Annotated in this window: 21 protein-coding genes and 1 pseudogene; 18 read left to right on the top strand and 4 right to left on the bottom strand. The window is 59.6% G+C overall.

Annotation, left to right across the window (positions count from 1 at the left end; translation table 11 throughout):
- Positions 1-18: 18 nt before the first annotated feature.
- From BANAN_RS03550 to BANAN_RS08600, 3 genes are read right to left on the bottom strand one after another with little or no spacing between them, the layout of a single operon-like run.
- Positions 19-738 carry an ABC transporter ATP-binding protein gene (locus BANAN_RS03550; protein ID WP_041776984.1) on the bottom strand — a complete coding sequence of 240 codons (720 nt, stop codon included), beginning with the start codon at positions 736-738 and terminating at the stop codon, positions 19-21.
- A 36-nt stretch (positions 739-774) separates the two neighbouring features.
- Positions 775-1,683: an ABC transporter permease gene (locus tag BANAN_RS03555; protein WP_237705845.1), complete on the bottom strand. Its 909-nt coding sequence runs from the start codon at positions 1,681-1,683 to the stop codon at positions 775-777.
- Complete coding sequence (locus BANAN_RS08600; RefSeq protein ID WP_237705846.1) at positions 1,575-2,414, bottom strand: hypothetical protein; 840 nt, start codon at positions 2,412-2,414, stop codon at positions 1,575-1,577. The genes BANAN_RS03555 and BANAN_RS08600 overlap by 109 nt, the downstream gene beginning before the upstream one ends.
- Positions 2,415-2,588: 174 nt before the next feature.
- Here BANAN_RS08600 and BANAN_RS03560 point away from each other — a divergent pair, with 174 nt between their 5' ends.
- The 12 genes from BANAN_RS03560 (at position 2,589) to argH (ending at position 17,220) form a co-directional block, all read left to right on the top strand.
- The gene (locus BANAN_RS03560) at positions 2,589-3,494 is read left to right on the top strand and encodes a TrmH family RNA methyltransferase (protein ID WP_014697573.1); all 906 of its coding nucleotides are present in this window, start codon (positions 2,589-2,591) and stop codon (positions 3,492-3,494) included.
- Between the two features lie 78 nt (positions 3,495-3,572).
- Complete coding sequence (pheS, locus tag BANAN_RS03565) at positions 3,573-4,640, top strand: phenylalanine--tRNA ligase subunit alpha (RefSeq protein WP_014697574.1); 1,068 nt, start codon at positions 3,573-3,575, stop codon at positions 4,638-4,640.
- 4 nt (positions 4,641-4,644) lie between these two features.
- Positions 4,645-7,251, top strand: a complete 2,607-nt coding sequence (pheT, locus tag BANAN_RS03570; RefSeq protein ID WP_080571627.1) for a phenylalanine--tRNA ligase subunit beta — start codon at positions 4,645-4,647, stop codon at positions 7,249-7,251.
- A gap of 39 nt (positions 7,252-7,290) precedes the next feature.
- On the top strand, positions 7,291-8,079 hold the full coding sequence (locus BANAN_RS03575) for a DUF4190 domain-containing protein (protein ID WP_014697576.1): 789 nt from the start codon (positions 7,291-7,293) through the stop codon (positions 8,077-8,079).
- 128 nt (positions 8,080-8,207) lie between these two features.
- A complete protein-coding gene (gene argC / locus BANAN_RS03580) occupies positions 8,208-9,302 on the top strand; it encodes an N-acetyl-gamma-glutamyl-phosphate reductase (protein WP_014697577.1) in 1,095 nt (364 codons plus the stop codon).
- Positions 9,299-10,471, top strand: a complete 1,173-nt coding sequence (gene argJ / locus BANAN_RS03585) for a bifunctional glutamate N-acetyltransferase/amino-acid acetyltransferase ArgJ (RefSeq protein ID WP_014697578.1) — start codon at positions 9,299-9,301, stop codon at positions 10,469-10,471. The genes argC and argJ overlap by 4 nt, the downstream gene beginning before the upstream one ends.
- Before the next feature lie 9 nt (positions 10,472-10,480).
- The gene (argB, locus tag BANAN_RS03590; protein WP_004218079.1) at positions 10,481-11,437 is read left to right on the top strand and encodes an acetylglutamate kinase; all 957 of its coding nucleotides are present in this window, start codon (positions 10,481-10,483) and stop codon (positions 11,435-11,437) included.
- Complete coding sequence (locus BANAN_RS03595; RefSeq protein WP_014697580.1) at positions 11,427-12,680, top strand: acetylornithine transaminase; 1,254 nt, start codon at positions 11,427-11,429, stop codon at positions 12,678-12,680. Before argB ends, BANAN_RS03595 begins: the two co-directional genes overlap by 11 nt.
- Positions 12,681-12,763: 83 nt before the next feature.
- Complete coding sequence (gene argF, locus BANAN_RS03600) at positions 12,764-13,726, top strand: ornithine carbamoyltransferase (protein WP_014697581.1); 963 nt, start codon at positions 12,764-12,766, stop codon at positions 13,724-13,726.
- 19 nt (positions 13,727-13,745) lie between these two features.
- Entirely contained in the window at positions 13,746-14,291 is a 546-nt protein-coding gene (locus BANAN_RS03605; RefSeq protein WP_014697582.1) for an arginine repressor, read from the top strand.
- 79 nt (positions 14,292-14,370) lie between these two features.
- Positions 14,371-15,609 carry an argininosuccinate synthase gene (locus tag BANAN_RS03610; protein ID WP_014697583.1) on the top strand — a complete coding sequence of 413 codons (1,239 nt, stop codon included), beginning with the start codon at positions 14,371-14,373 and terminating at the stop codon, positions 15,607-15,609.
- A gap of 114 nt (positions 15,610-15,723) precedes the next feature.
- Positions 15,724-17,220: an argininosuccinate lyase gene (argH, locus tag BANAN_RS03615; protein ID WP_014697584.1), complete on the top strand. Its 1,497-nt coding sequence runs from the start codon at positions 15,724-15,726 to the stop codon at positions 17,218-17,220.
- Positions 17,221-17,303: 83 nt separating this feature from the next.
- Here the strand turns inward: argH and BANAN_RS03620 are convergent.
- Positions 17,304-18,143, bottom strand: a pseudogene (locus BANAN_RS03620) (acetoin reductase).
- Here BANAN_RS03620 and BANAN_RS03625 point away from each other — a divergent pair.
- From BANAN_RS03625 to BANAN_RS03650, 6 genes are all read left to right on the top strand, one after another.
- Entirely contained in the window at positions 18,142-18,729 is a 588-nt protein-coding gene (locus BANAN_RS03625; RefSeq protein WP_014697585.1) for an HD domain-containing protein, read from the top strand. The pseudogene BANAN_RS03620 and the gene BANAN_RS03625 overlap by 2 nt on opposite strands.
- Positions 18,730-18,817: 88 nt before the next feature.
- The gene (gene tyrS, locus BANAN_RS03630; protein ID WP_014697586.1) at positions 18,818-20,140 is read left to right on the top strand and encodes a tyrosine--tRNA ligase; all 1,323 of its coding nucleotides are present in this window, start codon (positions 18,818-18,820) and stop codon (positions 20,138-20,140) included.
- A gap of 135 nt (positions 20,141-20,275) precedes the next feature.
- Positions 20,276-21,949, top strand: a complete 1,674-nt coding sequence (locus BANAN_RS03635) for a helicase (protein WP_014697587.1) — start codon at positions 20,276-20,278, stop codon at positions 21,947-21,949.
- Positions 21,946-22,986, top strand: a complete 1,041-nt coding sequence (locus BANAN_RS03640; RefSeq protein ID WP_014697588.1) for an HAD-IIA family hydrolase — start codon at positions 21,946-21,948, stop codon at positions 22,984-22,986. Before BANAN_RS03635 ends, BANAN_RS03640 begins: the two co-directional genes overlap by 4 nt.
- Before the next feature lie 29 nt (positions 22,987-23,015).
- Positions 23,016-23,804, top strand: a complete 789-nt coding sequence (locus BANAN_RS03645) for a TlyA family RNA methyltransferase (protein ID WP_004218063.1) — start codon at positions 23,016-23,018, stop codon at positions 23,802-23,804.
- A 257-nt stretch (positions 23,805-24,061) separates the two neighbouring features.
- On the top strand, positions 24,062-25,525 hold the full coding sequence (locus BANAN_RS03650; RefSeq protein ID WP_014697589.1) for a TrkH family potassium uptake protein: 1,464 nt from the start codon (positions 24,062-24,064) through the stop codon (positions 25,523-25,525).
- Positions 25,526-25,568: the final 43 nt, after the last annotated feature.

Genomic DNA, 25,568 nt, shown 5'->3' on the forward strand with positions numbered 1-25,568 from the left:
CTTCGCATATTTCAGATCTCAATCACGCTTGCTCAATGGGAACACGCGGTCGGATCGTTCGGCAATCTGGGGTGAATGCGTCACGATGATCACGCATTTGTTCTGCTCATGCGCGAGTTCAAGGAAGATACGCAAGATGTCGTCCTGCGTGGCAGGGTCGAGATTGCCGGTCGGCTCATCGGCGATCACCACTTGCGGGTTCGTGCTCAATGCGCGGGCGATTGCCACGCGCTGCTGTTCGCCACCCGACAGGTGCAGGATGCGCTCGTTTGCATACCGTTCGGGCAAATGCACCTGCTTGAGCAGATCGAGTGCAATGTCGCGCTTCGGCCTGTCGAATCTCTTACCGCTCGCGTCCATCGTGAGCATGATATTCTCAAGCACGGTGAGACCGGGAAGCAAGTTGAAACTCTGGAAGATCACGCCGATATCGCGGCTGCGGTAGTTGTACCGGTCCATCTTTGCCAGATTGCGCCCTTCGAACAGCACCTCGCCGCCGGTGGGTGTGGTCAATCCGCTGATGAGCGACAGCAGCGTGGTTTTGCCGGCACCTGACGGGCCGACGATCGCAGTCACCGACCCGCTGGGGAAGGTGTAATTGATGTCGGAGAGCACATTGCGTCCTCCTCTGTCGTAGGCATAGCTCACGTTCTTGAGCTGCAGAATCGGCGCGGGCATCTTGCCGCCCGCCGCGGCGCTATGCGTGGTGGGTGTTTCGGTTTCGGTATACATAGTCACCGGTGTTCCATTCTGTTAGGTGGGTGGGGATTCCGTTCATGAACGGTCTGCGAGAATCTGCAGTGGCTCGTAACGCATCACGAATATCGCCGCGGTGACGGAAGCCAGAAGCGTGAGCGCCAATCCGATGAGCAGCATCCATCCGATGGTCGCCCAGCTCACCGTCGCATTCACCTGTTTGATTGCATTCGATGCGCGCTGCAGGCCTTGCGGCATGCCGCTTTGAGACTGCTTCCCGTCGTTCGGTTCCGCGGATTCGCCCTGGATATTGTCGGTATTCGGTTTCGCAGACTGAGCGTTGCCGTCCGGTGCTGCGCCTGGGGCACCTTGCATATCGCGTCCGAACTGTGCTCGCCGGGATTCCTGCTGTGATTGTTGCGAAGCCACCTGCGAGGAAAGCAGCGCATCCGATACCGGCACGGAGGTCGATGCCCCTATCCCGGTGCCGACGATGAGTCCGATGAGTACAACGGTGAGCAGTTCGACTGCGAACTGTGCGGACACCTTCCACTTCTTCACGCCGATGGCGGTGAGCACGCCGATCTCGTACTTGCGCTCGCGAATGTTGAAGATCGTGAGGATCACCAGTACGACCGCACTCACCGAAAGCACGACGATGAGCATCGTCTTTGCGAATTTGGAGAGATTGTCGATGGGCACGAGTGACTGCTCGTACTGTTCGATGTCCATCGATGAGACGGTGTAGTCGTCCGAGAGTCCCGCTTTCTTCACTTCCTCGGTGAACCTGTCGTAGTCCGTCTTGCCGTCGAAGACGTATGTGAAGCTCAACTGGGTGGCGGAGGTCTCACGCGTATTGTCCTTCGAATCGGTGATGCTCAGGGTTTTCGTGCTGTCGAGATCGATCTTGCCGAGTGTGGCGGCGGACATATAGATTGCGTTGGCGGCGTCATTCGCGATCGACGCCATGGTGCCGCCCATCGGCATGTTCGATTCCTGCGTGTTCGAATAGATGCCCGCCACGGTGAACGTGTAGGTCTTCTTCGAATCGGAGACGTTGGCGAGTTGAACATGCTGCCAACCTTGAGATTGTTCGCGTCGGCAAGCGTCTTCGAGACGAGCACCGGATTCCCGTCGGAAGCATCATAGTCGAACGCTTTGCCGGAGTCCATGGTGAACGAGCCGTTCGGTGCGTTCTCCAGTGCCTCGTCGCTGGAGAAGCCCACCAACGAGAAGTCGCCTGTGGTCATGGCCGGGCCGCCGTTCTGACCGCCCATGTCCCGCGGCATGTCATTCGGCATGGCGCCCTCGGTTTCGGCTCCTGCGGTCCCGGTATCGGTTCTTGAATTGGCGTTGTCTGAGGATTCCTGCGAGGAACCGTTGTTCGTGTCGACCGCTTCGATTCCTCCGTCCACTGCGGCTGCGGAACTCGTCTCGATGTAATACGAGCTGCTCACGCCGTACTCGGATTTCGCGTACTGCTCATAGTCGTCGAGCGTGAGTTGCTTCTCCTGCATGGCCTTGCCGAAACTGCTCATATCAGGCTTCTGCCCGGAGGAGTTCGCGGATTGCATGATCTTGTTTCGGTCCAGTGAGATTTGCGCGCTGATCGTCGTGTTCTCCAACGCAGAGGCACGGGCGCGTTGTGCCGCCTGAACAATGGCGAAGCCGATCGTCGAAGCGGCGGCGATGATCGTCACCACGATGATGATCAGCACACTGCGTCCTTTGTTGCGCCATAGATTCCGTATGGCGTTGTGCACAATGAATATGGCTCTCCTTATACAAATATCGGAATGGTGTGCATTTGCCCATAGCGTATCCGGTGCGGGTTGGGAGGAGTGGCAAACGCGCTGGCATCTTCCCGTAAGTTTGGTGGGAGCTTTCTGAAAATGGGCACCGCGCGCTACGCTGGCGATATGCCCATAGATCAGCAGGTACTCACGAACACCAAGGCGGAACGTATCCGCCGCATAGCCGAGCTCACCAACCGAAAGCACCGTCAGAAGGCGGGGAGGTTCCTCATCGAAGGGCCGCAGTGCGTTCACGAGGCGCTCACATGGCAGCCGCAGATCATTCAGGATGTCTATGTGCGCACCGATGGTGCGGAACCGGATTCCCCGATCGCCTCAGCCACGTTGGGCAAGCTTGCCGGTGAGGCGATGGGAGAGCAGATCCATGTGCACAAGATGACGCAGGAGGTGGAGCACAGGGTTTCCCATGATGCTCAGGGGGTGTTTGCGGTTGCCGACCTGAATGCCTGCCGTGACCTGCTTGAACGGGTTCCGCAGACCCCCCATCCGTTCCTTGCCGCATTCTGGCAGGTGCGCGACCCCGGCAATGCAGGCACCGTGATCCGCAGTGCCGACGCCGCTGGTTGTGACGCCGTCGTTCTGGTGGGCGATTGCGTGGACATATTCAATCCGAAAGTGATTCGTGCCACCACCGGCTCGTTGTTCCATCTGCCGGTGCTTGCCATGGATGAGCGGGCATTCTTTGACCTGTGCAGGGAGCGCGACACCACCGTGCTGGCCGCAGACGTGTACGGCACCGAGGGCAAGCCTCCGGTGAGTCTGCCGGATCTGCTGCGCAACAGAGAGTTGGTCGAGGGGTCCAAGGCCGTGTTGTTCGGCAATGAAGCTCGTGGCCTCACCACGGAACTGCTTGACGAATGCGCGATGAGCGTCTCCATTCCGATCTACGGGAAAGCCGAATCGCTCAATCTGGGAACCAGTGCGGCGGTGATGCTCACCACGTTGGCCATGTCGAGTCGTATTGAAACAATGGGAAGTCGGTAAACCGTTGGAATGATGCGACTTTCTCTATTGTCGCAACAGGGTTTTGCATATGTGTGCACGATGTAGGAAAGGGTTCTTGTGGCAGAAGGCATAGTATTCGACGCCGATGTGGTGTCCAAAGACGTCGCCGAAGGCATCGCCGCGATAGAACAGGCCTCCACGATGGAGGAACTGAAAGCCATCAAAGCGAAGTACGCGGGTGCGAATTCCGCGATGACGAGGGCCAGCAAGGCGATCGGCTCGTTGGCGAAGGATGAGAAGAAGGAAGCCGGCAAGGTCATGGGCAAGCTGCGTGCCGATTTCGGCCGTGCCTATGGCACGAAGGAGGCAAACGTGAAGGCGGCCCAGGAGGCTGCCGAGCTGGCCGCCGAAACCGTCGACATGACGTTGCCGATTCGCCGCAAGCCGCTTGGTGCCCGCCACCCGCTGCCCAAGCTCATGGAGGACGTCGAGGACTTCTTCGTAGGCATGGGATGGCAGATTTCGGACGGCCCTGAGGTGGAGACCGAATGGTTCGACTTCGATGCGCTGAACTTCGGCCCGGACCATCCAGCGCGCCAGATGCAGGACACCTTCTATGTGAAGGGCAACCAGTCCAAGGATGCCGCAGGCTTCATCGGCTCCAACATGGTGCTGCGCACGCAGACCTCGTCGGATCAGGTGCGCGGGCTGATCTCCCACGGCGTGCCGCTGTATATCGCATGCCCGGGACGAGTGTTCCGCACGGATGAACTCGATGCCACGCACACCCCGGTGTTCCATCAGGTCGAGGCGCTGGCGGTGGACAAGAACCTCACCATGGCAGATCTCAAGGGCGTGCTCGACAAGCTCGCCGTCGCGATGTTCGGCCCGGAGGCCAAGAGCCGCCTGCGTCCGAGCTATTTCCCGTTCACCGAGCCGAGCGCCGAACTCGATCTGTGGTTCCCCGACAAGAAGGGCGGTCCCGGATGGATCGAATGGGGCGGCTGCGGCATGGTCAACCCGAATGTGCTGCGTTCAGCCGGCATCGACCCGGACATATACACCGGATTCGCTTTCGGTGTGGGCGTGGAGCGCACGTTGCTGCTGCGCCATGACATCAACGATATGCACGATCTCGTCGAGGGTGATGTGCGTTTCAGTGAACAGTTCGTGATGGGGGAGTGAGAATATGCCAATGGTAGATATGGGCTGGCTGCGTGAGCATGTGGCCGTGCCGGAGAACGAGACCTATGAAGAACTCGCCCGTGACCTGGTACGGGTCGGCCTTGAGGAGGAGGAGATCCACACCAGCGACGTGACGGGTCCCATCGTCGTCGGCTATGTGGTGGACGCCACCCCTGAACCGCAGAAGAACGGCAAGGTCATCAACTGGTGCCATGTGGATGTCGGTGAAGAATACAACGACGTCGACGAGCACGGCAATAAGGTGCCACGTGGCATCATCTGCGGCGCGCCGAACATGAAAGCCGGCGAGAAGGTCGTCGTCACACTGCCCGGCGCGGTGCTGCCAGGTGATTTCAAGATCGAGCCACGCAAGACCTATGGGCATATCTCCGACGGCATGTGCGCCTCGGAACGTGAGCTTGGCTTGGGCGACAGCCATGACGGCATCATACTGCTGCGCGATTATGGCTTCACGCCTGAGGAATACGAGGCGTTGCAACCCGGCGATGATGCCATGCACCTGCTGCATCTCGACGAGCCGATCCTCGAGATCAATGTGACCCCCGACCGCGGCTATGCCTTCTCGTATCGCGGCATCGCACGCGAGTTCCACAACTCCACCGGGGCGGAGTTCACCGATCCGGTGGCCGCCCTTGAAGAGCGTGCGCCACAACTTGAGGACCAGAACGGTCAGGCGCACGACATCGATGTGATCATTGATGACGACAATCCGATCCATGGTGTGGTCGGATGTGACCGTTTCTATGCACGCGCGGTTCATGACTACAAGCCAGGCAGCCCGACACCGAATTGGATGCGTCACCGTCTGTCGCGAGCGGGGATGCGTTCGTTGAGCCTGCCGGTAGATGTGACGAATTACGTCATGCTCGATCTGGGGCAGCCCATGCATGCGTACGACCTCGACAAGATCAGCGGGCCGATCGTCGTGCGTCGCGCCAAGGCTGGTGAGACGCTGGTCACATTGGATGGCAAGAAGCATGACCTCGACCCCGAGGATCTGCTCATCACCGATTCCCCGAATGGCGAGCAGGGATCGCGCATTCTCGGCATCGCCGGTGTCATGGGTGGAGAATATGGCGAGGTGACGGACAAGACCACGAACATTCTGCTTGAGGCAGCGCATTTCGACCCGATCACCGTGGCACGCTCCGCACGCCGCCACAAGATTCCCTCAGAAGCATCCCGTCGCTTTGAACGCGGTGTGGACACCCAGATCCAACCCGCTGCGGCTCAGATGGCCGTCGACTTGCTTACCAAATACGGTGATGCGAAGGCCAGCGACACCCCGCGAGACGTGAACAACGTCAAGCGTGGCCATCCGATCGCCTTCAAGGCCGGAGAGGTGAAGCGACTGACCTCGCTCGATCTCGACATCAACAAGATCAGCGATATTCTCACCGATATCGGATGCAGTGTCGCCGGAGGTGGCAACGGCGAATTCTCGGTGACGGCCCCCAGCTGGCGACCCGATCTCACCGCAGCCTGCGATCTGGTGGAGGAAGTGGCCCGCATCTATGGGTACGACCGTATTCCTGTACGAGTCCCGCATGCCCCGGTGGAAGGCCATGTCGGACTCACCGACGATCAGCTGCACAAGCGTCAGGTGGCCGACGAGCTTGCCGAATATGGTCTGGTGGAAGTGCTCAGCTACCCGTTCGTAGGCAAAGCGGACTTCAAGAACTTCCAAATCGACCCGGAAGAGGTCGAGAAGGTGAGTGTCGAGATCGTCAATCCTCTCGCAGGCGATCGCCCGTTCCTGCGCCGGCAGGTGCTGCTGACGCTGGCGACCGCGGTGCAACGAAACCTGCACCGCGGTCTCGAGAACATCTGTTGCTACGAACTCGGGCATGTATATCTGGCAGATCCTGAAGCTCCTGCTGTTCCGGCCCTCCCCGGAGCACAGCGTCCCAGCGACGACCAGCTCGCGGCTCTTGATGCGGGGTTGCCCGAGCAGCCGCTGCACGTTGCAGCCATTCTCACCGGCAATGCCGAGGACGATGGATGGTTGGGTGACAAGCGTCCTGCGGATTGGACGGATGCCGTCGAGGCTGTGCATCGCATCGCCGATCGTTTGGGGGCGAAGATCGTGCTCGACCAGTCGGACGGCGACAAGGCGGGTGCCCAATGGCATCCGGGTCGCGTCGCGTGCATCATGGCTGGCGACACCCCGGTCGGTGTTGTAGGTGAGCTCCACCCTAAGGTGGACGATGCACTCGGTTTCCCACGCCATAGCGCCGCATTCGAAATCGATCTGACCGCTCTGTTCTCCACCCTGAGCAACAAGCCGGTTCAGGCGAAGCCGATCTCCACCTTCCCGCCGGTCAAGCAGGATTTGGCGTTCACGGTGCCGACCTCGGTCACGGCGCACGAACTCACCGAGACGATTCGTCAGGCGGTGGGCGATGTGCTGGAATCCATCGAGCTCTTCGATGTGTACACGGGCGATCAGGTAGGGGATGGCAAGAAGTCACTGGCCTATGCCGTCACATTCCGTGCACCGGATCGCACGCTCACGTCGCAAGACAGTGAGGAAATCCGACAGCGTATTGTTGAGAAGACGGCTACACTTGGTGCGCAGTTGCGTGCCTAGCGTCGGTAGGCATCCCGGCATATGAAATGAGGTAGGGAAATGAGCGAACAAGAGCAGCATGACACCCCCAACGGTGTTCCGAACGGGCCGAACGACCAGCATCATGCTGCTCCGACCGCCCACGGCGAACGCCATGCGATCAATCCGGATGCCGCACAGGACGATGTGAGGGGTCTGGTGCTCGATGGGCGTTTCGACGACGCCCCGCCGAGCGTCGGTTCCTCCAATGGCCTGGAGTACGGCGCTTTGGACAGTCAGTTCCCTGCCACCTATGACCCGTATATCTACGGGCATCCGGATACCGACGATGCTTTGGGGGCAGCCGCTGCGCGAGCCCAGGCCCAGCGGGGGAACGAGTATGGCCAGCCGTCCCAACAGAATGCCTACGGGCAGCAGGCCGGACTGCCGTACCAGACTCAGAACCAGCCCGGTTCCGGACGTCAGGGCGATGGAGGACGAAACCAGCCGCCATTCAATCTGAACGACCCCAACTTCATCAACAGCATGAACCAGATGAACCCGGACGATCCCAATCAGAATCCACTGTATGGGCATTGGGATCCGGGCGCCATCATCGCGTTCGTGTTCGCGCTGATTCTCCCGTTGCCGGTGTTGCCGGCGCTCTTCGGTTGGTTCAGCATGCGTCGCACGAAAATCTACCATATGAAAGGCTATGGATTGGCTGTGGCGGCGCTGGTGATCAACGTGCTCTATACAATCATGTGGCTGTACTTCCTTGTCTCAGGTGTCTCACCAACTGAATATCTCAACCAAATGTTGAATACTTTGAATAATGGTTCCGGTGGCTCCGATTCCGTAAAAGCTTAGTATTCCAGCGGTTAAATTTCCTTTGCCCATATTCTGACATCATTCAGGCATGCATGTTTATGCAATGTACTGTATATTTGTTAGGATATGGGCAAAGTTGTAATGACGTCGACATGGGAGAAGAGCATATGACGAAATACACGGTTGCCGTGGCAGGGGCCACAGGCTATGCCGGAGGGGAGGCGTTGCGGATCCTGGCCGCACATCCGGCCTTCGAGGTCACGACGGTGGCCGGCCATTCGTCCATAGGGCATCGACTGGGGGAATACCAGCCGCATATTCCGCAACTCGCGGATCTGATTGTGGAGGACACTACGCCAGCCGTGCTCAACGGGCATGACGTGATCATCCTCGCGCTGCCTCACGGAGCCTCGGGGGTCTTGGCGACGCAGCTCGACGATGATGCGGTGGTGGTCGATCTGGGTGCGGATCATAGACTTGAGCGGCATCAGGCGTGGGACGACTATTATGGGGGAGATTTCTACCCGCATTGGACCTATGGCATGCCCGAGCTCATTCTTGGAATCGGTTCCGACGGCAAGTATGTTCGTCAGCGCGGCGAACTCACCGGAGCCAAGCGCATCGCCGGTCCAGGGTGCAACGTGACGGCCACCACTCTGGCATTGCAGCCTGCGATAGCCCAAGGGCTCGTCGATACGAAGAGCATTGTCGCCGATCTGGCCGTAGGGTATTCCGGTGCGGGCAAGAACCTCAAGCGCACTAACCTGCTCGCTTCGGAGGCCATGGGGTCGGCGTCGCCATATTCGGTTGGCGGAACGCACCGGCATATTCCGGAGATACTGCAGAATTTCGCCCATGCAGCCGGACGTGGTGCGTCACAGGCCGATATGTTCTCGCTTGCGTTCACCCCCATTCTCGTGCCGATGTCACGTGGAATCCTGGCCTCGGTGAGTGCAAAGCTCACCGATGAGGCCCTCGCGCTCACCGATGAACAGATCCATGACATCTGGGTGCAGGCCTACGAAGGTCAGGAATTCATCTTCGTGCTGGATCCCGGCGTCATGCCGGCCACCCAGAACGTACTCGGGTCGAACGCGGCCCATGTGCAGGTCGCTGTCGATCGACGATCCGGCACACTGCATGCCTTCGCCGCCATCGATAACCTCAACCGGGGGACGGCGGGGCAGGCCATTGAATCGTTGAACATCGCATTCGGACTGAACGACGCAACAGGATTGAGCAAGATTGGAGTGGCACCGTGAGCGTTACATTCGCAAAGGGATTCGAGGCGGCCGGTGTGGTTGCCGGCATCTCCTCGCAGACAGGCAAGCAGGACGTCGCATTGGTGGTCAACAACGGGCCGCTCAATGCCGCGGCAGGCGTATTCACCTCGAACCGTTTCTGTGCGGCACCCGTGCAGTGGTCCCGCAAGCAGGTCTCAGACGGGGAGCTCAAGGCGGTCATTCTCAATTCCGGAGGCGCCAACGCCTGCACGGGCGAGGAAGGCTACCAGCAGACGGTGCGCACCGCGGAAGCCGTCGCGTTGATGATGCATGTGGAGCCGTCGGAGATAGCCGTGTGTTCCACTGGCCTTATCGGTGAACTGCTGCCTCTCGACAAAGTGATCGAAGGCGCGCAGAAGGCCTTTGACTCATTGGATTCCAGCGCCCAGGCAGGCAGTGACGCGGCTCATGCGATCATGACCACCGACACAAAGCCTAAAACGGTGAATCGTCTGGGATCGAATGGATTCCGCATTGGCGGCATGGTGAAGGGATCCGGCATGATCGCCCCGCAGCTGGCCACAATGCTATGCGTGATCACCACCGATGCCGTCGTCTCGGCAGGTCAGCTGCAGGCCGCCCTCACCGCCGCCGTCGATCGTAGTTTCAACCGCATCGATGTGGACGGTTGCATGTCGACCAACGACACCGTGCTGCTGTTGGCATCGGGTGCCTCGGGAATCACCCCGGACCCCGACGAATTCAACGGCTTGGTGGCCGATTGTTGCTCCAGTCTCGCGCGGCAGATCATCGGTGACGGAGAGGGCGCCAGCCATGACATTCGAATCCGGGTCACCGGTGCGACCAGTGAGGATGCCGCATTGGCGTGCGGGCGAGCGGTTGCCGCATCGAACCTGCTCAAGTGCGCCATCAGCGGCAATGACCCGAACTGGGGTCGTGTGGTCAGTTCCCTCGGCACCGTTCCCGCCGCTGTGGCCCCCTACGATCCGAACGAGGTCTCAGTCACCATCAATGGCGTGAGAATCTGCGCCAATGGCGGTCCGGACCGGGACCGGAGCGAGGTGGACATGACGCTGCGCGAGATCGACATAGACATCGACCTGAACGCCGGGGAGAGCGAAGCCTGCGTGTGGACCGACGACCTTACCCACGAATATGTACATATCAACGCGGATTACGAAAGCTGAGTGTGACTCATGGCAAGCCCATTGCGCGGACCCGGGTATCATCTCGATGTGCATACCGATCTGGGGCCCGATCAGAAAGCGGAGGTACTCATTGAAGCGCTCCCATGGCTGGAGGAGTTCTTCGGCAAGACCATTGTGATCAAGTACGGCGGCAATGCCATGGTGAACGACCACTTGAAGGAGTGTTTCGCCGAAGACATGGTGTTCCTGCGTCAGGTGGGCATCCACCCCGTTGTCGTGCACGGTGGAGGCCCCCAGATCTCCCAGATGCTCAAGGCGTTGGGCATTCATTCGGAATTCAAGGGCGGCCTGCGCGTGACCACTCCGGAGGCGATGGATGTGGTTCGCATGGTGCTCACCGGCAAGGTGTCACGCGAGCTCGTCGGGCTCATCAATGCCCACGGACCTTTGGCGGTGGGTCTTTCGGGTGAGGATGCGGCCCTGTTCTCGGCCAGCCAGCGCAAGCCGATCATCGACGGCGAACCCACCGACATCGGTTTGGTGGGCGATGTGGTGGGGGTAGATGCCTCCGCCGTCGTCGACCTCATCCATGCCGGTCGCATTCCCGTCGTTTCCTCCGTGGCCCCCAACGAGGACGATGCCACCGAGGTGCTGAATGTGAACGCCGATTCAGCGGCAGCCGCGCTGGCCTCGGCTCTGGGTGCCCATAAACTCGTGATCCTCACCGATGTGGACGGCTTGTATGCCGACTGGCCCGACAAGAACTCTCTGGTCGGACGCATCGGCGTCGAGGACCTACGAGACCTGCTGCCGGAATTGGAATCCGGCATGCGTCCCAAGATGGAGGCCTGTGTACGGGCCATCGATGGAGGAGTGCAGCAGGCCCATATCATCGACGGCCGCAAGCCGCACTCCATTCTCAATGAGATTTTCACCACCGCCGGTGTGGGCACTATGGTGGAGCCCGGCGAGGGTATGGAATTAAGGAGCTCCTATGACCTCTGAACAAATTGATCTGACGCATGACACCGAACTGATCGGCGAATACGAGCAAGTGTATATGCATGTGTTCGGCACGCCGCTTCGAGTGCTCGATCATGGCCAAGGCACCCATGTTTGGGACGTCGATGGCAACGAGTACCTCGATTTCCTCGCCGGAATAGCCGTCAATTCCATTGGATACGCACACCCCGCGTGGATCGAGGCCGTGTCCGCACAGGCCGCGCAGGCTGCCCATGTGAGCAACTATTTCGCCACGAGACCACAAATCTCCTTGGCTGCCAAGCTCGTCGAACTCGCTGGTGCGCCACAGGGCTCCCATGTGTACTTCGGCAATTCGGGGGCGGAGGCGAATGAAGCGGCGTTGAAGCTCGCCAAGCTCTATGGCCGCAGTCTGGGTGCCGATAAGCCGTACCGCATCATCGCCTTGGAACATGGGTTCCATGGTCGTACCATGGGCGCGCTTTCGGCAACCTGGAAGCCGGCGATTCGAGAACCGTTCCAACCGTTGGTGCCAAATTTCGAATTCGTGCCGGCCAATGACCTCGATGCGATGCGTGCCGCATTCGAAGCGACGGACTCGGGACCGGTTGCGGCCGTGATCATGGAGCTCATTCAAGGCGAGGCCGGCGTGCTGCCGCTGGATCCCGAATTCGTACGCGGCGTGAGGAGTCTGTGCGACGAACACCACGCCAAACTCATCGTGGATGAAGTCCAGACCGGCATGGGGCGCACCGGCAAATGGTTCGCCTTCCAACGCGACGATCTGGGGGGCATTACGCCTGACATGGTCACGTTCGCGAAAGGTGTGGCCGGCGGATTCCCGATGGGAGGCATGATTGCCTTTGGCGAGGAGCTCAGCGCCCTGTTCTCGCCAGGCACCCACGGTTCCACATTCGCGGGCAACCCGTTGGGCGCCGCCGCCGGACTGGCGACAATCGGTGTGATCGAACGTGAGGATCTGCTCGTCAACGCCGAGGCGCGCGGGGAACAGCTGCGGCGGCAGATTCGCGCATGCGGTAATCCACTGTTCGAATCCGTGCGTGGCCGTGGGCTGCTCAATGCGATCGTGCTTACGCATCCCTGCGCGCATGCGGCAATGGATTGGGCATTGGAGCACGGGCTCATCATTAATGCCGTGGCACCTAACGCCCTACGTCTCGCACCGCCGCTCGTGGTGAGCGAGAACGATGTTGACGAGGCGGTCCACGTACTGGCTGCGATCCCCTCCGACCTGCCCAATGACTGAAATACGCAAGCGACCCGCGCCAGTGGGCGCATACGATTATCTGAGCATCGGTAACCAATATCTATAGCAAAGGAAGTGTTGCAATGGGCGAACTGCGTCATATGCTGCGCGACGACGACGTGAACCATGAGGAGCAGAAGCAGATTCTCGAACTCGGCATGAAATTCCGTGCCGATCGGTTCTACCGTCGACCCTTCGAGGGCCCTCAGGGTGTGGCGGTGATCTTCGACAAGCCAAGCACCCGTACGCGTTCCAGTTTCTCCATCGGCGTGGCCGAGTTGGGTGGTTACCCGCTGGTCATCGACAAGTCCGGTTCGCAACTTGGCCGCGGAGAGCCGGTTGCCGACACCGCCGAAGTGCTGACACGCATGGCTTACGGCATTGTGTGGCGTACGTTCGAGCAGTCCCGTGTCGAACAGATGGCACGTGTCGCCACCGTGCCGGTGGTGAATGCGCTGACCGACGAGTTCCATCCCTGCCAGGTGCTCGCGGATTTCCTCACGCTGGCGCAGTTCAAGGGCGGCGTGGACAATCTGGAGAATCTGAAGATTGCCTATGTGGGCGATGCCGCGAACAACATGTCGAATTCGTACCTGCTTGCGGGCGCGGTCGCCGGCATGGATGTGCGTGTCGCAGGGCCGAACGGCTACCTGCCGGACCAGAAGATCGTCGAGGATGCCCGGGCCATCGCCGAGACCACGGGTGGCAGCATCATGGTGACCGTGGATCCAGAGCAGGCGGTCGACGATGTGGATTGCATCTTCACCGATACCTGGGTTTCGATGGGCGAGGAAGCCGAATACGCGATTCGCTCGAAGCCGTTCTGGCCATATCAGGTGAACGAACGTCTCATGGGTCTGGCCAAGCCGGATGCGCTCTTCCAGCACTGCCTGCCTGCATATCGCGGCAAGGAGGTCACCACTGGTGTCATCGACGGACCGCAGTCGGTGGTCTGGGATGAGGCGGAAAACCGTCTGCATGCGCAGAAGGCACTGCTGACATGGCTCATCGGCAAGCAGCGTGGTGATGAGAGTCTGCTGAGCTGAAAGATTAAGGAGTACGCAGTTGAGTGAACAGACCGGATCGGAGTCAAGCAACGGCGCAAGTGGTGTCGGCCGACCGAGCACGCGTGCAGCGCGTCTGCAGATGGTGCGTCAACTTTTGGCCGACAATGTGGTGACGTCACAGGCGCAGTTGTCGGAACTGCTTGCACGGGAGGGCTTCCCCGTCACGCAGGCGACAATGAGCCGTGATCTCGATGAGGTGAACGCCGCGAAGACCAGACTCGCCGACGGTACCATTGCCTACGCTGTGGCCGATCAGGTCCCCCTGGCCACCGTGCCTGAATCGAATGGTCAGGGACGGGGTGAGCAGCAGCTTGCAAAGATTCTCACCGGTCTTGTCGTCTCCGTGGCCCACGCTTCGAATTTCGTGATCGTACACACGCCGGCCGGCGCCGCACAGTACGTGGCCAGCGGCATCGACAAGCATTCGATTGATGGGGTGCTGGGAACGATCGCCGGCGACGATACGATACTCATCATCTGTTCGGATGACGACACAGCTGGCCGCCGAGCCGAATGGATGCTCAGAATCTCGTCCCGATCGTGAGACTGCGTGTCGAAAATGAATAAATATACAGTAAGCTGTATATAGTTGTAATATCAACTGCAATTGTGAAAGGCTGAATATGAGCGACAAGAACCGTATTGTGCTGGCATATTCGGGAGGTCTCGACACCTCCGTGGCGATCCCATACCTCAAAGACCGCACAGGCAAAGATGTCGTGGCAGTGTCTCTGGACGTCGGACAGGGTGGTGAGAGCCTTGAGACGATCAAGGAGCGCGCTCTGGCCTGCGGTGCCGTCGAGGCATATATTGTCGACGCCCGCGACGAATTCGCCAATGAATACTGCATGCAGGCCCTGAAGGCCAATGCCATGTATGAGGGTGTCTATCCGCTGGTCTCCGCCATCTCCCGCCCGTTGATCACCAAGCATCTGGTTCGTGCGGCGCACCAGTTCGGTGCAGACACGATCGCCCATGGCTGCACGGGCAAGGGCAACGATCAGGTTCGTTTCGAGGTGTCGATTCAGTCCATAGACCCGGAGCTCAAGGCCATCAGCCCGATTCGCGATCTTTCGCTCACCCGTGATGTCGAGATCGCCTATGCGAATGAGCATGACCTGCCGATTGTGCAGACCGAGAAGAGCCCGTTCTCGATCGACCAGAATGTGTGGGGTCGCGCCATCGAGACCGGTTTCCTTGAGGACCCGTGGAATGCGCCCACCAAAGACTGCTATTCCTACACCGACGATCCGGACTTCCCGCCGGTCGAAGATGAAGTGGTCATCGAATTCAAGGAAGGTGTGCCGGTCAAGATCGATAGTCGCGAGGTGACGCCGTTGCAGGCCATCGAGGAGATGAACCGCCGTGCCGGTGCTCAGGGCATCGGCCGTGTCGATCTGATCGAGGATCGCCTGGTGGGCATCAAGTCCCGTGAGCTCTACGAGGCACCTGGTGCCATCGCTCTCATCACGGCCCACGAGGAACTCGAGAACATGTGTCTCGAACGTGAGCAGCATCGCATCAAGCGCGACATCGACAAGCGCTGGGCCGAACTGGTCTATGATGCGCAATGGTTCTCCCCGGCCGTGCATTCGCTCAACGCGTTCATCAATGACACCCAGCGGTATGTGTCCGGTGAGATTCGCATGGTCATGCACGGCGGCCGTGCCGTGGTGGTGGGGCGCCGTTCCGACAGCTCGTTGTACGACTACAATCTCGCCACCTACGATTCCGGTGACACCTTCGACCAGAACGCTTCGAACGGTTTCATCGAGATCTACGGACTGCCGACGAAGGTCGCTGCAGCCCGGGATGTTCGCTTCGGCAACGGCATCGAAGTTCCGCAGAACGACGTAGAGTAGTCTCACGGCGCAGTTCCCATGGAATGCTTATGCGGGGAAGAGGCGTGAAAACGCCTCTTCTTTCGTATTCCAAGCCAACACGGACGGCATGGCCGTCTTCGCAAAAGGAGAGATATGAGCGACGATCACAAGCCCGAATCCCACGATCACCTGGCTTTGTGGGGAGGGCGATTCTCGTCCGGCCCCTCGCCCGAGCTCGCATTGCTGAGCAAGTCGACTCAGTTCGATTGGCGTCTCGCTGACGATGACATAGCCGGTTCCCGTGCCCATGCCCGCGCTCTGGGGCGTGCAGGCCTGCTCACCGCAGATGAGTTGCAGCGCATGGAAGCCGCATTGGATGAACTGCAGCGTCAGGTGGATTCCGGTGAATTCACGCCGATTGACGACGACGAGGACGAAGCCACCGCATTGGAGCGCGGCCTGCTGCAGATTGCCGGTGACGAATTGGGTGGCAAGCTTCGTGCCGGCCGCTCGCGCAACGACCAGATCGCCACGCTCATCCGCATGTGGATGCGCCGTCATGCCCGCGTGGTCGCAAACCAGCTGCTCAACCTTGCCGATGCGCTTATTGTGCAGGCCAAGGACGCCGGCCATACGGTGATGCCGGGGCGCACCCATATGCAGCATGCCCAGCCCGTGCTGCTTGCACATCAGCTCATGGCCCATGTCTGGCCGTTGCTGCGTGACGTGGAGCGTCTGCACGACTGGGATCAGCGCGTGGACGCCAGCCCATACGGTTCGGGAGCCCTCGCCGGTAACACGTTGGGATTGGAGCCCGTGGCCGTGGCCCGGGAGCTCGGTTTCACCAACGTGACGGAGAATTCGATCGATGGCACTGCAAGTCGCGATCTCGTTGCCGAGTTCTCATTTGTCATGGCCATGGCAGGTGTCGACATCTCGCGTCTGTCGGAGGAGATCATCATCTGGAATACCCAGGAGTTCGGTTTCGTGAAGCTTGACGATGCCTATTCCACTGGCTCGTCGATCATGCCTCAGAAGAAGAATCCAGACATCGCCGAACTCGCCCGAGGCAAGGCTGGCCGTCTCATAGGCGACCTCACTGGCCTGCTTGCCACGCTCAAGGGTCTGCCCACAGCCTATGCGCGCGACCTTCAGGAAGACAAGGAAGCGGTGTTCGATCAGGTCGACACGCTCGAAGTGCTGCTGCCCGCATTCACGGGCATGATTCGTACGATGCGCTTTGATGAGCAGCGGCTGGAGGAGGAAGCTCCCACCGGATTCGCGTTGGCCACCGACATTGCGGAATGGTTGGTGAAGAACGGTGTGCCCTTCCGCCATGCCCATGAGCTTTCCGGCGCGTGCGTCAAGGTGGCGGAAAACAGGGGGGTGGAGCTATGGGATCTTTCCGATGACGATTTCATTGAGATTTTCCGTGGCTTCGTCGAACCGGATGTCGCGGTGGAGGTTCGGGAAGTGCTCTCCACCGAAGGATCGGTATCGGCCCGAGCCGGCAAGGGCGGCACCGCGCCGAATCGTGTTCGCGAGCAGATCATGAGCGCCAAGACGCTCATCGAGCAGCTTCGCAGCTTCTTCCAGGTGAAGAGCGACGGCATAGCCTACAAGCCCTGCGGCTCGCTCAATAAGCAATGAGTGACCGATAGCATATGAAGCGGCGATGGGGTGCGGGCCGGATTGCCTGTCGCACCCCATCGCCGTATGCAGTGCTGAACTGGCTAGCGGTACTGCATGCCGCCATCGACAATGACGGTCTGACCTGTCACATAGCGGGCATTATTGCTGACGAGGAATGAAACCACACCCGCCACGTCATCCGGAGTCTCACAGCGCTTCAATGCGATGGTGTCGACCATGTCCTTGAAATTCTGTCCGAGCGGTTTGCCGTTGAGCTTGCTCATCTCCTCGTCGATGAACGTCCACATCGGTGTGGCCACAATGCCCGGAGCATACCCGTTGATTGTGATGTTGTACGGGGCGAGCTCCTGCGCTGCGGCCTGCGTGAACCCGCGCACCGCGAACTTCGTCGAGCTGTATGCCGACAGGGTGGGGAAGCCCTCGAACCCGGCGATCGAGGATGCGGAGACGATGTGCCCGGTCTTCTTGCCGAGCTCGATCATCTTCTTCGCCGCCGCCTGCACACCATAGACCATGCCGAACAGGTTGATGCGGTAAATCGTCTCAAGCTCCTCTTGCGTAACGTCGAGCATCGGCTTGATCTGGCATATGCCAGTGTTGTTGATCATGGCATCCAGCGTGCCGAGCTCATTTACGGTATCGTCAACCAAATCGAATACCTGATCACGCTGTGATACATCGGTAGGGCGGAAGAATGCCCGGCGTCCCTCCTATTCGATCTGGTGGATCGTCTCCTCGGCCTCCTGCCGCTGACCCTCGAGGTCAGCCACGGCGACGTCGAAGCCGTCTTTGGCGAGTTTGACGGCGATGCCGCGTCCGATGCCGCGCGCCGTCCCAGTCACGATTGCAACCCTGATGCCAGTCGTAGCGTCCTTTCCGTCCGGAAGCATGTGCAGACACCGTTGTCTGCGAACGAACATGCCGCCGACCTACATCGAATCCGATTATATTGGAAAAGCGCATGCATCGCATATGCAACTCGCCGCATATGCCGGCACATACCAGGGCGAAGGAGACGGCATGCTTGATGACGGCGGAATCCATGCCATCGTAAACGCATATGGTGCCGATATTCTCTCCCATGAGCATATGCAGATCGAGAGGAACTCGTTGCAGCATGGTGCCGTGACCACCTATGAGCATTCCATCGCCGTGGCCTGTCTGAGTGTGAAAATCGCAGATCGCCTCCACCTTTGGCATCATGTGAACCTGCGTTCGCTTGTCCGGGCCGCGCTGCTCCACGATTACTTCCTCTACGATTGGCATGAGAAAGACAACGGATCGCACAGGCTGCATGGTTTCCGGCATCCGTATACTGCCGAACGCAACGCCCGTGCCGACTTCGAACTCGACGACATCGTGTCCAACTCGATTCGCACCCACATGTTCCCCCTCACACCCATTCCTCCGAAATACCTCGAAGGAGTCATCGTCAACATCGCCGATACCCTGTGCGCACTACGCGAGACCCTGTCGCCCTCCCGTTTCCATGCCGCTAAACCCTAAGCAAATAGAGGGTTTCAAGTGTCGCGAACCTATGACACACTAAGACTGCCCGTCAATCGCGGGATCACAACACACGAGGAGAATAGGTATGGCTCACGTCATCGATTTCAAGGAAGCCGGATTTGATTCCGTGCTCGATGAATTGGAATGGCGCGGCTTGATCTCTCAGTCCACAGATAGGGATCGGCTTGCGCACACACTCAACGGAGAGCCGGTTCACTATTATTGCGGTTTCGATCCGACAGCGCCGTCGCTGCACATCGGCAACCTCGTCCAGCTCATCATCATGCGCCACCTTCAGGAAGCCGGTCATCATCCGATCGCATTGGTGGGTGGCGCCACGGGTTTGATCGGCGATCCACGTCAGTCCGGCGAACGCATCCTCAACCCCAAGGACATAGTGGAACAGTGGTGTGAGCGTTTGCGCATCCAGATTGGCGGCATCCTTGAACAGGAGGGCTCCAATCCCGTCACCTTCGTCTCGAACTACGACTGGACCGCCACGATGAACGTATTGGACTTCCTGCGTGACGTCGGCAAGAACTTCCGCGTGGGAACGATGATCTCGAAGGACATCGTCGCCCGTCGCTTGAATTCCGAAGAGGGCATCTCCTTCACTGAATTCAGCTACCAGGTGTTGCAGGGCAACGACTATCTGCACCTGTACGACCATTACGACTGCGTGCTCGAGCTCGGCGGTTCCGACCAGTGGGGCAACCTGACCTCCGGTCTCGATCTCATTCACAAGGTTCGCGGCGTCAATGTCAACGTGATGGCCAGCCCGATCATCACCGACGCCAATGGCAAGAAGTTCGGAAAATCGGAAGGCAATGCGGTATGGCTTGACCCCAACATGCTTTCCGTCTACAAGTTCTACCAGTTCTGGCTCAATCGTCCCGATGCCGAGATGGCCAGCCTGCTCAAGGCGTTCACGTTCCTGCCGAAGGCCGAGATCGAACGCCTTGTCGAGGCCACCGACACGAATCCGGGTGCCCGTGAGGCACAGCGGGTGCTTGCCTGGGAAGTCACGAGCTTGGTGCATGGCGATGAGCCCACCCGCAAGGCCATTGACGCTTCGGCCTCGTTGTTCGGCCGCGGCGGCGATCCCGCCGACATCGATTTGGAGACCCTGGAAAGTGTGCTTGACGGTCTCAAAGTCGAGAATGAGGCGGGGGAAAAAGTGTTCGCACAGGCCCTTCCTGGAGACCGGATTGCACAGGCCGGTGTGAGTGCCGGGCTGTTCAAGTCCATCTCGGAGGCGCGCAAGACGATCAAGTCCGGTGGCGTGTACGTGAACAATGTGCGTGTGGAAGATGAGGAGCAGTTGCTCGGCGATGGTGATTTCCTCAAAGGCAGGTTCGTGGTGCTGCGCCGTGGCAAGAAGGCCCTCGGTGTTGTGGCACGCAGCTGATGCCGTGCCTGACGCCATTGGCCGCATCGGCTTTTGACGCATAGAAGAAAACAGGCTTGCATGGCCTGCATCCGTTAGACTTAGACCCAGAACACGAAGGCGGGCAAAGGCCCGTCTCTTACGCAGAGGTGCAACATGGCAGACGAACGTGGTTCGCGCAATTCGAATAACTCCCGTGGGCGTTCCTACGGTAACTCGAGGGGCAATTCCGGCCCCCGTGGCCGTGGCAATGGCGGTGGTTTCCACCGTGGCGGCAATTCCGGTTCCCGCTTTAACTCCCATAACCGCAATGATCGCGGCTACCGCCATGAGGGTGACGGTGAGTTCCGTCGGGATGGCAACGGCAACGGCCGTTACAGCCGCGACGACCGTCGCGATTCCCGTGATGGCAGCCGTCGCGGCAACGGAGAGCGCCGCGGATTCCGCCGCGATGATGAACGCCGCGGCAATGGCGGTTTCAGGCGCCGCAACGATGGCGATCGTCGTTTTAATCGCGACGACAACCGCCGGGATGGTGAACATCGCGGATTCCGTCATGATAACGACCATCGTTCCAACGGGCGTCATGATGGCGAGCGTCGATATGACCGCTTCGACCATACCGGCCATAACAATGACCGCCGTAACAACCCGCGCTATAACCGCGATGATGACCGCCACGGCAACGACCGTCATGGCGACCGCAACAACCGCAACGAACGTCGCGAGTTCAACCGCGAGAATCGTCAGGCATATCACGATCGCAAGCGCGATGAGTACATGTCGAAATCGCGCAGGAACTCCGATGGGACGGTGAGTTTCCCCTCGCAGAACCCATACGACCATCTGCGCCCAGGAGAGCCAAAACTGCCGAAGGGGCTCGAATGGAGCATGCTCAGCAAGGACGAGCGTGAGCGACTGCGCGGCCTGTCCAAGGAGCATGCCGAAAACATCGGCTTACACATCCTGGCTGCCTACACCTTGGAGGGAAACGATCCCGACCGCGCCCTGTCCCATGCGAAGTGGGCCGCTAAGCAGGCGTCCCGTGTCGACATCGCCCGCGAAACGCTCGCCATGATCGCGTATCGTCAGGGTGACTACAAGCTTGCATTGCGCGAATTCCAGACAGCATTCCGCATGAACGGCTACTTGGATTACCTGCCGTTCATGGCCGATTGCGAGCGTGGCCTCGGCAAGCCCAAGAAGGCCATCGAGCTGTGCATGGGTGATGACGCGAAGCATCTCACCGGTGAGGCGAAGGCCGAGATGTTCTTGGTTTACGCCGGTGCCCTGGCCGATCTCAAGTTGTGGAACCAGGCCATTGAGGTCGTGTCCAAGCTCGTGCATGCCAAGGGCCTTGCAGGCGAATACCGTATGCGTGCCGCCCAGGCCGAGCAGTACTTCCTCGAGGAATCGGGACGCAGTGACGAGGCCGTGGCGATGGATGAGCTCATTGACGATCTCGAGGATCGCTATGCCGATGTCGAACAGGATGAGACCGACGATGACTTCGTGGTGGACTACGACGTCGAGGATCTTCCAGAGGATCTGCAGGCCAAGCTGGGTGTCACCCCAGATGACGCCCAGTATGCGCCGTTCGACGATGAGGATGGCGTGAACATGGACGATGAGACGCGCATCCCCGCCGAGGAGCAGCGTGCAGGGGCCGAAATGGACATTGAACCGGCTGAAATGCAGGAGCGCAACACTCGTCGCGACGAGGATGGTCTGATGGCAGATCCCGATCTGACGGATGCGCAGGACGACATCGACGAGGAGGACGCCGAGATCGGCGATTCCGAAGAGGAGATCAAGGAAGAGACGGAGTGACATTGTTGAAGGCCACCGAAGCACCGTTGAGCCAGACGTATTCCTTGGCACTGCTCGACCTCGACGGGGTCGTGTATCGAGGCAAGGATCCGGTGGCCTTTGCCTCCGAAAGCATTCGTCAGGCCGAACATCTCGGCATGACCATTGAATACACGACGAACAATTCATCGCGGATGCAGTCTGTCGTGGCCGACCAATTGCGTGGTTTCGGACTGGACGTGGAGCCCTGGCAGGTCATCACTTCGTCGGTCGTTGCTGCACGCATGGTGTTCAAGCATGTACCTCAGGGTGCCAAAGTGTTGGTGGTGGGCGCGGAACACCTGCAGGACGAGGTGGGCAAAGCCGGCCTGACACCAGTGCAATACGCCAGCGATCATCCGACGGCGGTCATTCAGGGATGGTTCCCGCAGATGACTTGGCAGATGCTGGCGGAGGCGTCATTCGCCGTCGAGAACGGCGCCATGTATTTCGTGACGAACCGAGACCTGACGATTCCACGCGAAGCTGGCATCGCACCAGGTTGCGGCTCAATGATTCAGGCAGTCATCAATGCCACCGGCGTGCAACCCATCGCCTCGGCGGGCAAACCGGAATCGGCCATGTATGACGAAGCACGCGAACTTGCCGCGCAAGGCGACACAGAACCGGTCTGCAAAGCAAGGAGCCTGGCAATCGGGGATCGCCTCGACACCGACATCGAGGCGGGCAACCGCGGTGGCTATGACTCACTGGCCGTGCTCACCGGTGTGACGAATCCGACCGAACTGATGTGCGCCCCGAAGCATCTGCGCCCCACCTACATTGTGCGTGATTTGCGCGGTCTCAATGAGGCATACCCACAAATCGACGTGGATGAAGCCGGCACTCGGGCAACCTGCGCGCAAGCGCAGGCCAGTCTGACCCATCGGCGACTCACCGTGAACGACCCCAACGATGTCAATGCGCTGCGGGCGGCCTGCGCTTTGACTTGGCAAGCCGCGGACAGCGGGCAGGATGTCGCTGCATTCACATTGCCTGAATTCAGTCTCGGCGAGTGAGCCTGCCTGCGTGTCGTGGATGAATCAGCATGACCCATATGGAATATGAACACACGGGGATGCGCGAAGAGCGTCTCGACGTCGTGGTCGCCAATGCGACAGGTGAATCGCGATCCAAGGCACAACGTCTGATCAAAACAGGCAAGGTGCACGTCAACGGGCATCCACAGACAAAGCCGGCATACGCAGTGCAGCCGGAATCGACCATCAGTGTGCACATGGCCATGGAAGACGATTATGTGTCGCGCGGTGCACTCAAGCTGCTGGGAGCATTCAACGCGTTCGCGCCAGCGGGATTCACCTCGGTTGAAGGCAAGCATTGCCTGGATATCGGTGCCTCCACGGGAGGATTCTGCGATGTGCTGTTGCGTAGGGGAGCCGCACAGGTGATCGCGCTCGACGTCGGCCACGGGCAGCTTGATCCACGTATTGCCGACGATCCACGTGTCATCGAGATGAGCGGAGTGAACATGCGGTATGTGGGGGTCGACGACCTGCCATATCGGCCGGACGTCATTGTCTCCGACGTCTCGTTCATCTCCCTGACATATCTGATGGCCGCCATTGCCGAGGTGGCGGCACCTGCCGCACAGATTGTGCTGCTGGTGAAGCCGCAGTTCGAAGTGGGACAGAAGGGGAGACTGGGCAAGAACGGCATCGTCACCGATCCGTCGTTGCGAGAGCAGGCACTCGAACGGGTGGAACGCTGTGCGCGCGAACACGGTCTGCAGGTTGTGGCGAGCGCTCCCTCTCCGATCGAAGGCACCCATGGCAATGCCGAATATCTTCTCTATCTGCGTATGTCGCAATCGTCGTGATTCTATATGCTGCGTTATGGAATATAAAACGTGGCGAGCGTCGGCGGTGCGGGATTCCTGCGAGGAGTTGGGGCGACACCTCCTGACAGGCATCTGTTTCGATGAGCGGTGAATTCGCTTTTGGTCCCTTGTGTTCCTACAATGGCTTATGCAAACAGGTGCCGTCGCGTCCCGTTTCGCGGCATGGACCGCTGCGGGCGCGCCGCGACCCAGACCTGCCCACAGACGAAATTGACCGGTGACGAACAGGAGGACGCATGGCCAATCTCTTGTTCGATGAATCGGCATCCAACTCCGAGACCTCCAAGGGATTCGGTTGGTGGTTCTCTGGTGACACCTTCGAACGCAACGCCTATGAGGAGCGCAATCCGCACAGCCGCTCGTTGTCATATCGCCTGAACTCGCATCCGGGTCGTCTCACCATCATCTATTTCGTTGCACTTATGACCATCTCGACCTCGTTGCTGTGCCTACCCATCGCCACCCAACCGGGGAAGAAGAGCACGTTCTCAACCGCGTTCTTCACCGCGGTCTCAGCTCTGTCCACTTGCGGCATCTCAGTGGTGAACACGACGGACCATTGGACGATCTTCGGGCAGGTGGTGCTGATCTTCTCGGTGCAGATGGGAGGCTTGGGCGTCATGACCTTCGCCTCGCTCATTGCCCTGGCCGTCAACCACCATTTGAAAGCCATGCAACGGTTGCTGGCGGCGAATGAACTCGGCACCAACAAGCTGTCGGAGATCCGCGGCGTGCTGCAGGTGGTGCTCATGACCACGCTCGTCATCGAGGTCGTCACGTTCTTCGCACTGTTCCCGGGATTGCTCTCCGTAAACAAGGGGAACGTGGGGCGCACATTGTGGGAGTCGTTGTTCTTCGCTGTCATGTCATACAACAATGCGGGATTCACACCCGATGGTGCGGGTCTGTACGTGAACAATTGGGCCGTTGGTTTGCCGATCATGATGAGCGCCTTCTGCGGGACGCTCGGCTTCCCCGTGCTGCTCAACATTTTCCGTACGGCGCGCATGCACAAATCACCGAAGCACTGGTCGCTGCACACCAAGATCACGATGATCATGACCTTCGCCATCGTATTCATGTCACTGATATGGTTCCTTGCCGTCGAATGGGATAATCCGGTCCTATTCAAGGACGGTGATGTAGACACCCGCATGCGGCGTGCGATGGTGGCTGCCGTGATGCCGCGGAGCAGCGGCTTCGATCTGTCCTGGGTGCCGGGGGTGAAGGAGTGCACGAAGGTGTTCATGAGCATTGTCATGTTCATCGGGGGAGGCTCCACTTCGACGGCGGGTGGCATACGCGTCACGACCCTGGCTGTGATTCTGCTGGTGTGCAAGGCCGCGTTCACCGGCCATACCGATGTCAATGCATTCCACAAACGCATACCGCAGCATGTGATCATGACCGCCATCTCGATTACGGCCTCCTGTGTCGCCTTGGTGTTCATCGCCTCGGTGGCGCTCATGCTCATCACGGACTCCTCGTTGAGCCATGCCATGTTCGACACCTGCTCGGCTTTCGGTCTGGGCGGTTACACGGTGGGTGTGGCCCAGGAGAACAATCCTGCGTCGCTCTATGTGCTGGCTGCCGCCATGGTTGTAGGGCGGCTGGGCCCGATGACGCTGGCCTACGCCGTGAGCAGGCCGAAGGAACTCGACGTGGTCCGTTACCCAGAAGGCCAGATAGTCGTCGGCTGATGGGGCTCAATTCCGCGACGGGGAAGAGACCCCACCGGCGGAT

The sequence above is a fragment of the Bifidobacterium animalis subsp. animalis ATCC 25527 genome, from assembly GCF_000260715.1.
In the GTDB taxonomy this organism is placed as follows: Bacteria; Actinomycetota; Actinomycetes; order Actinomycetales; family Bifidobacteriaceae; genus Bifidobacterium; species Bifidobacterium animalis.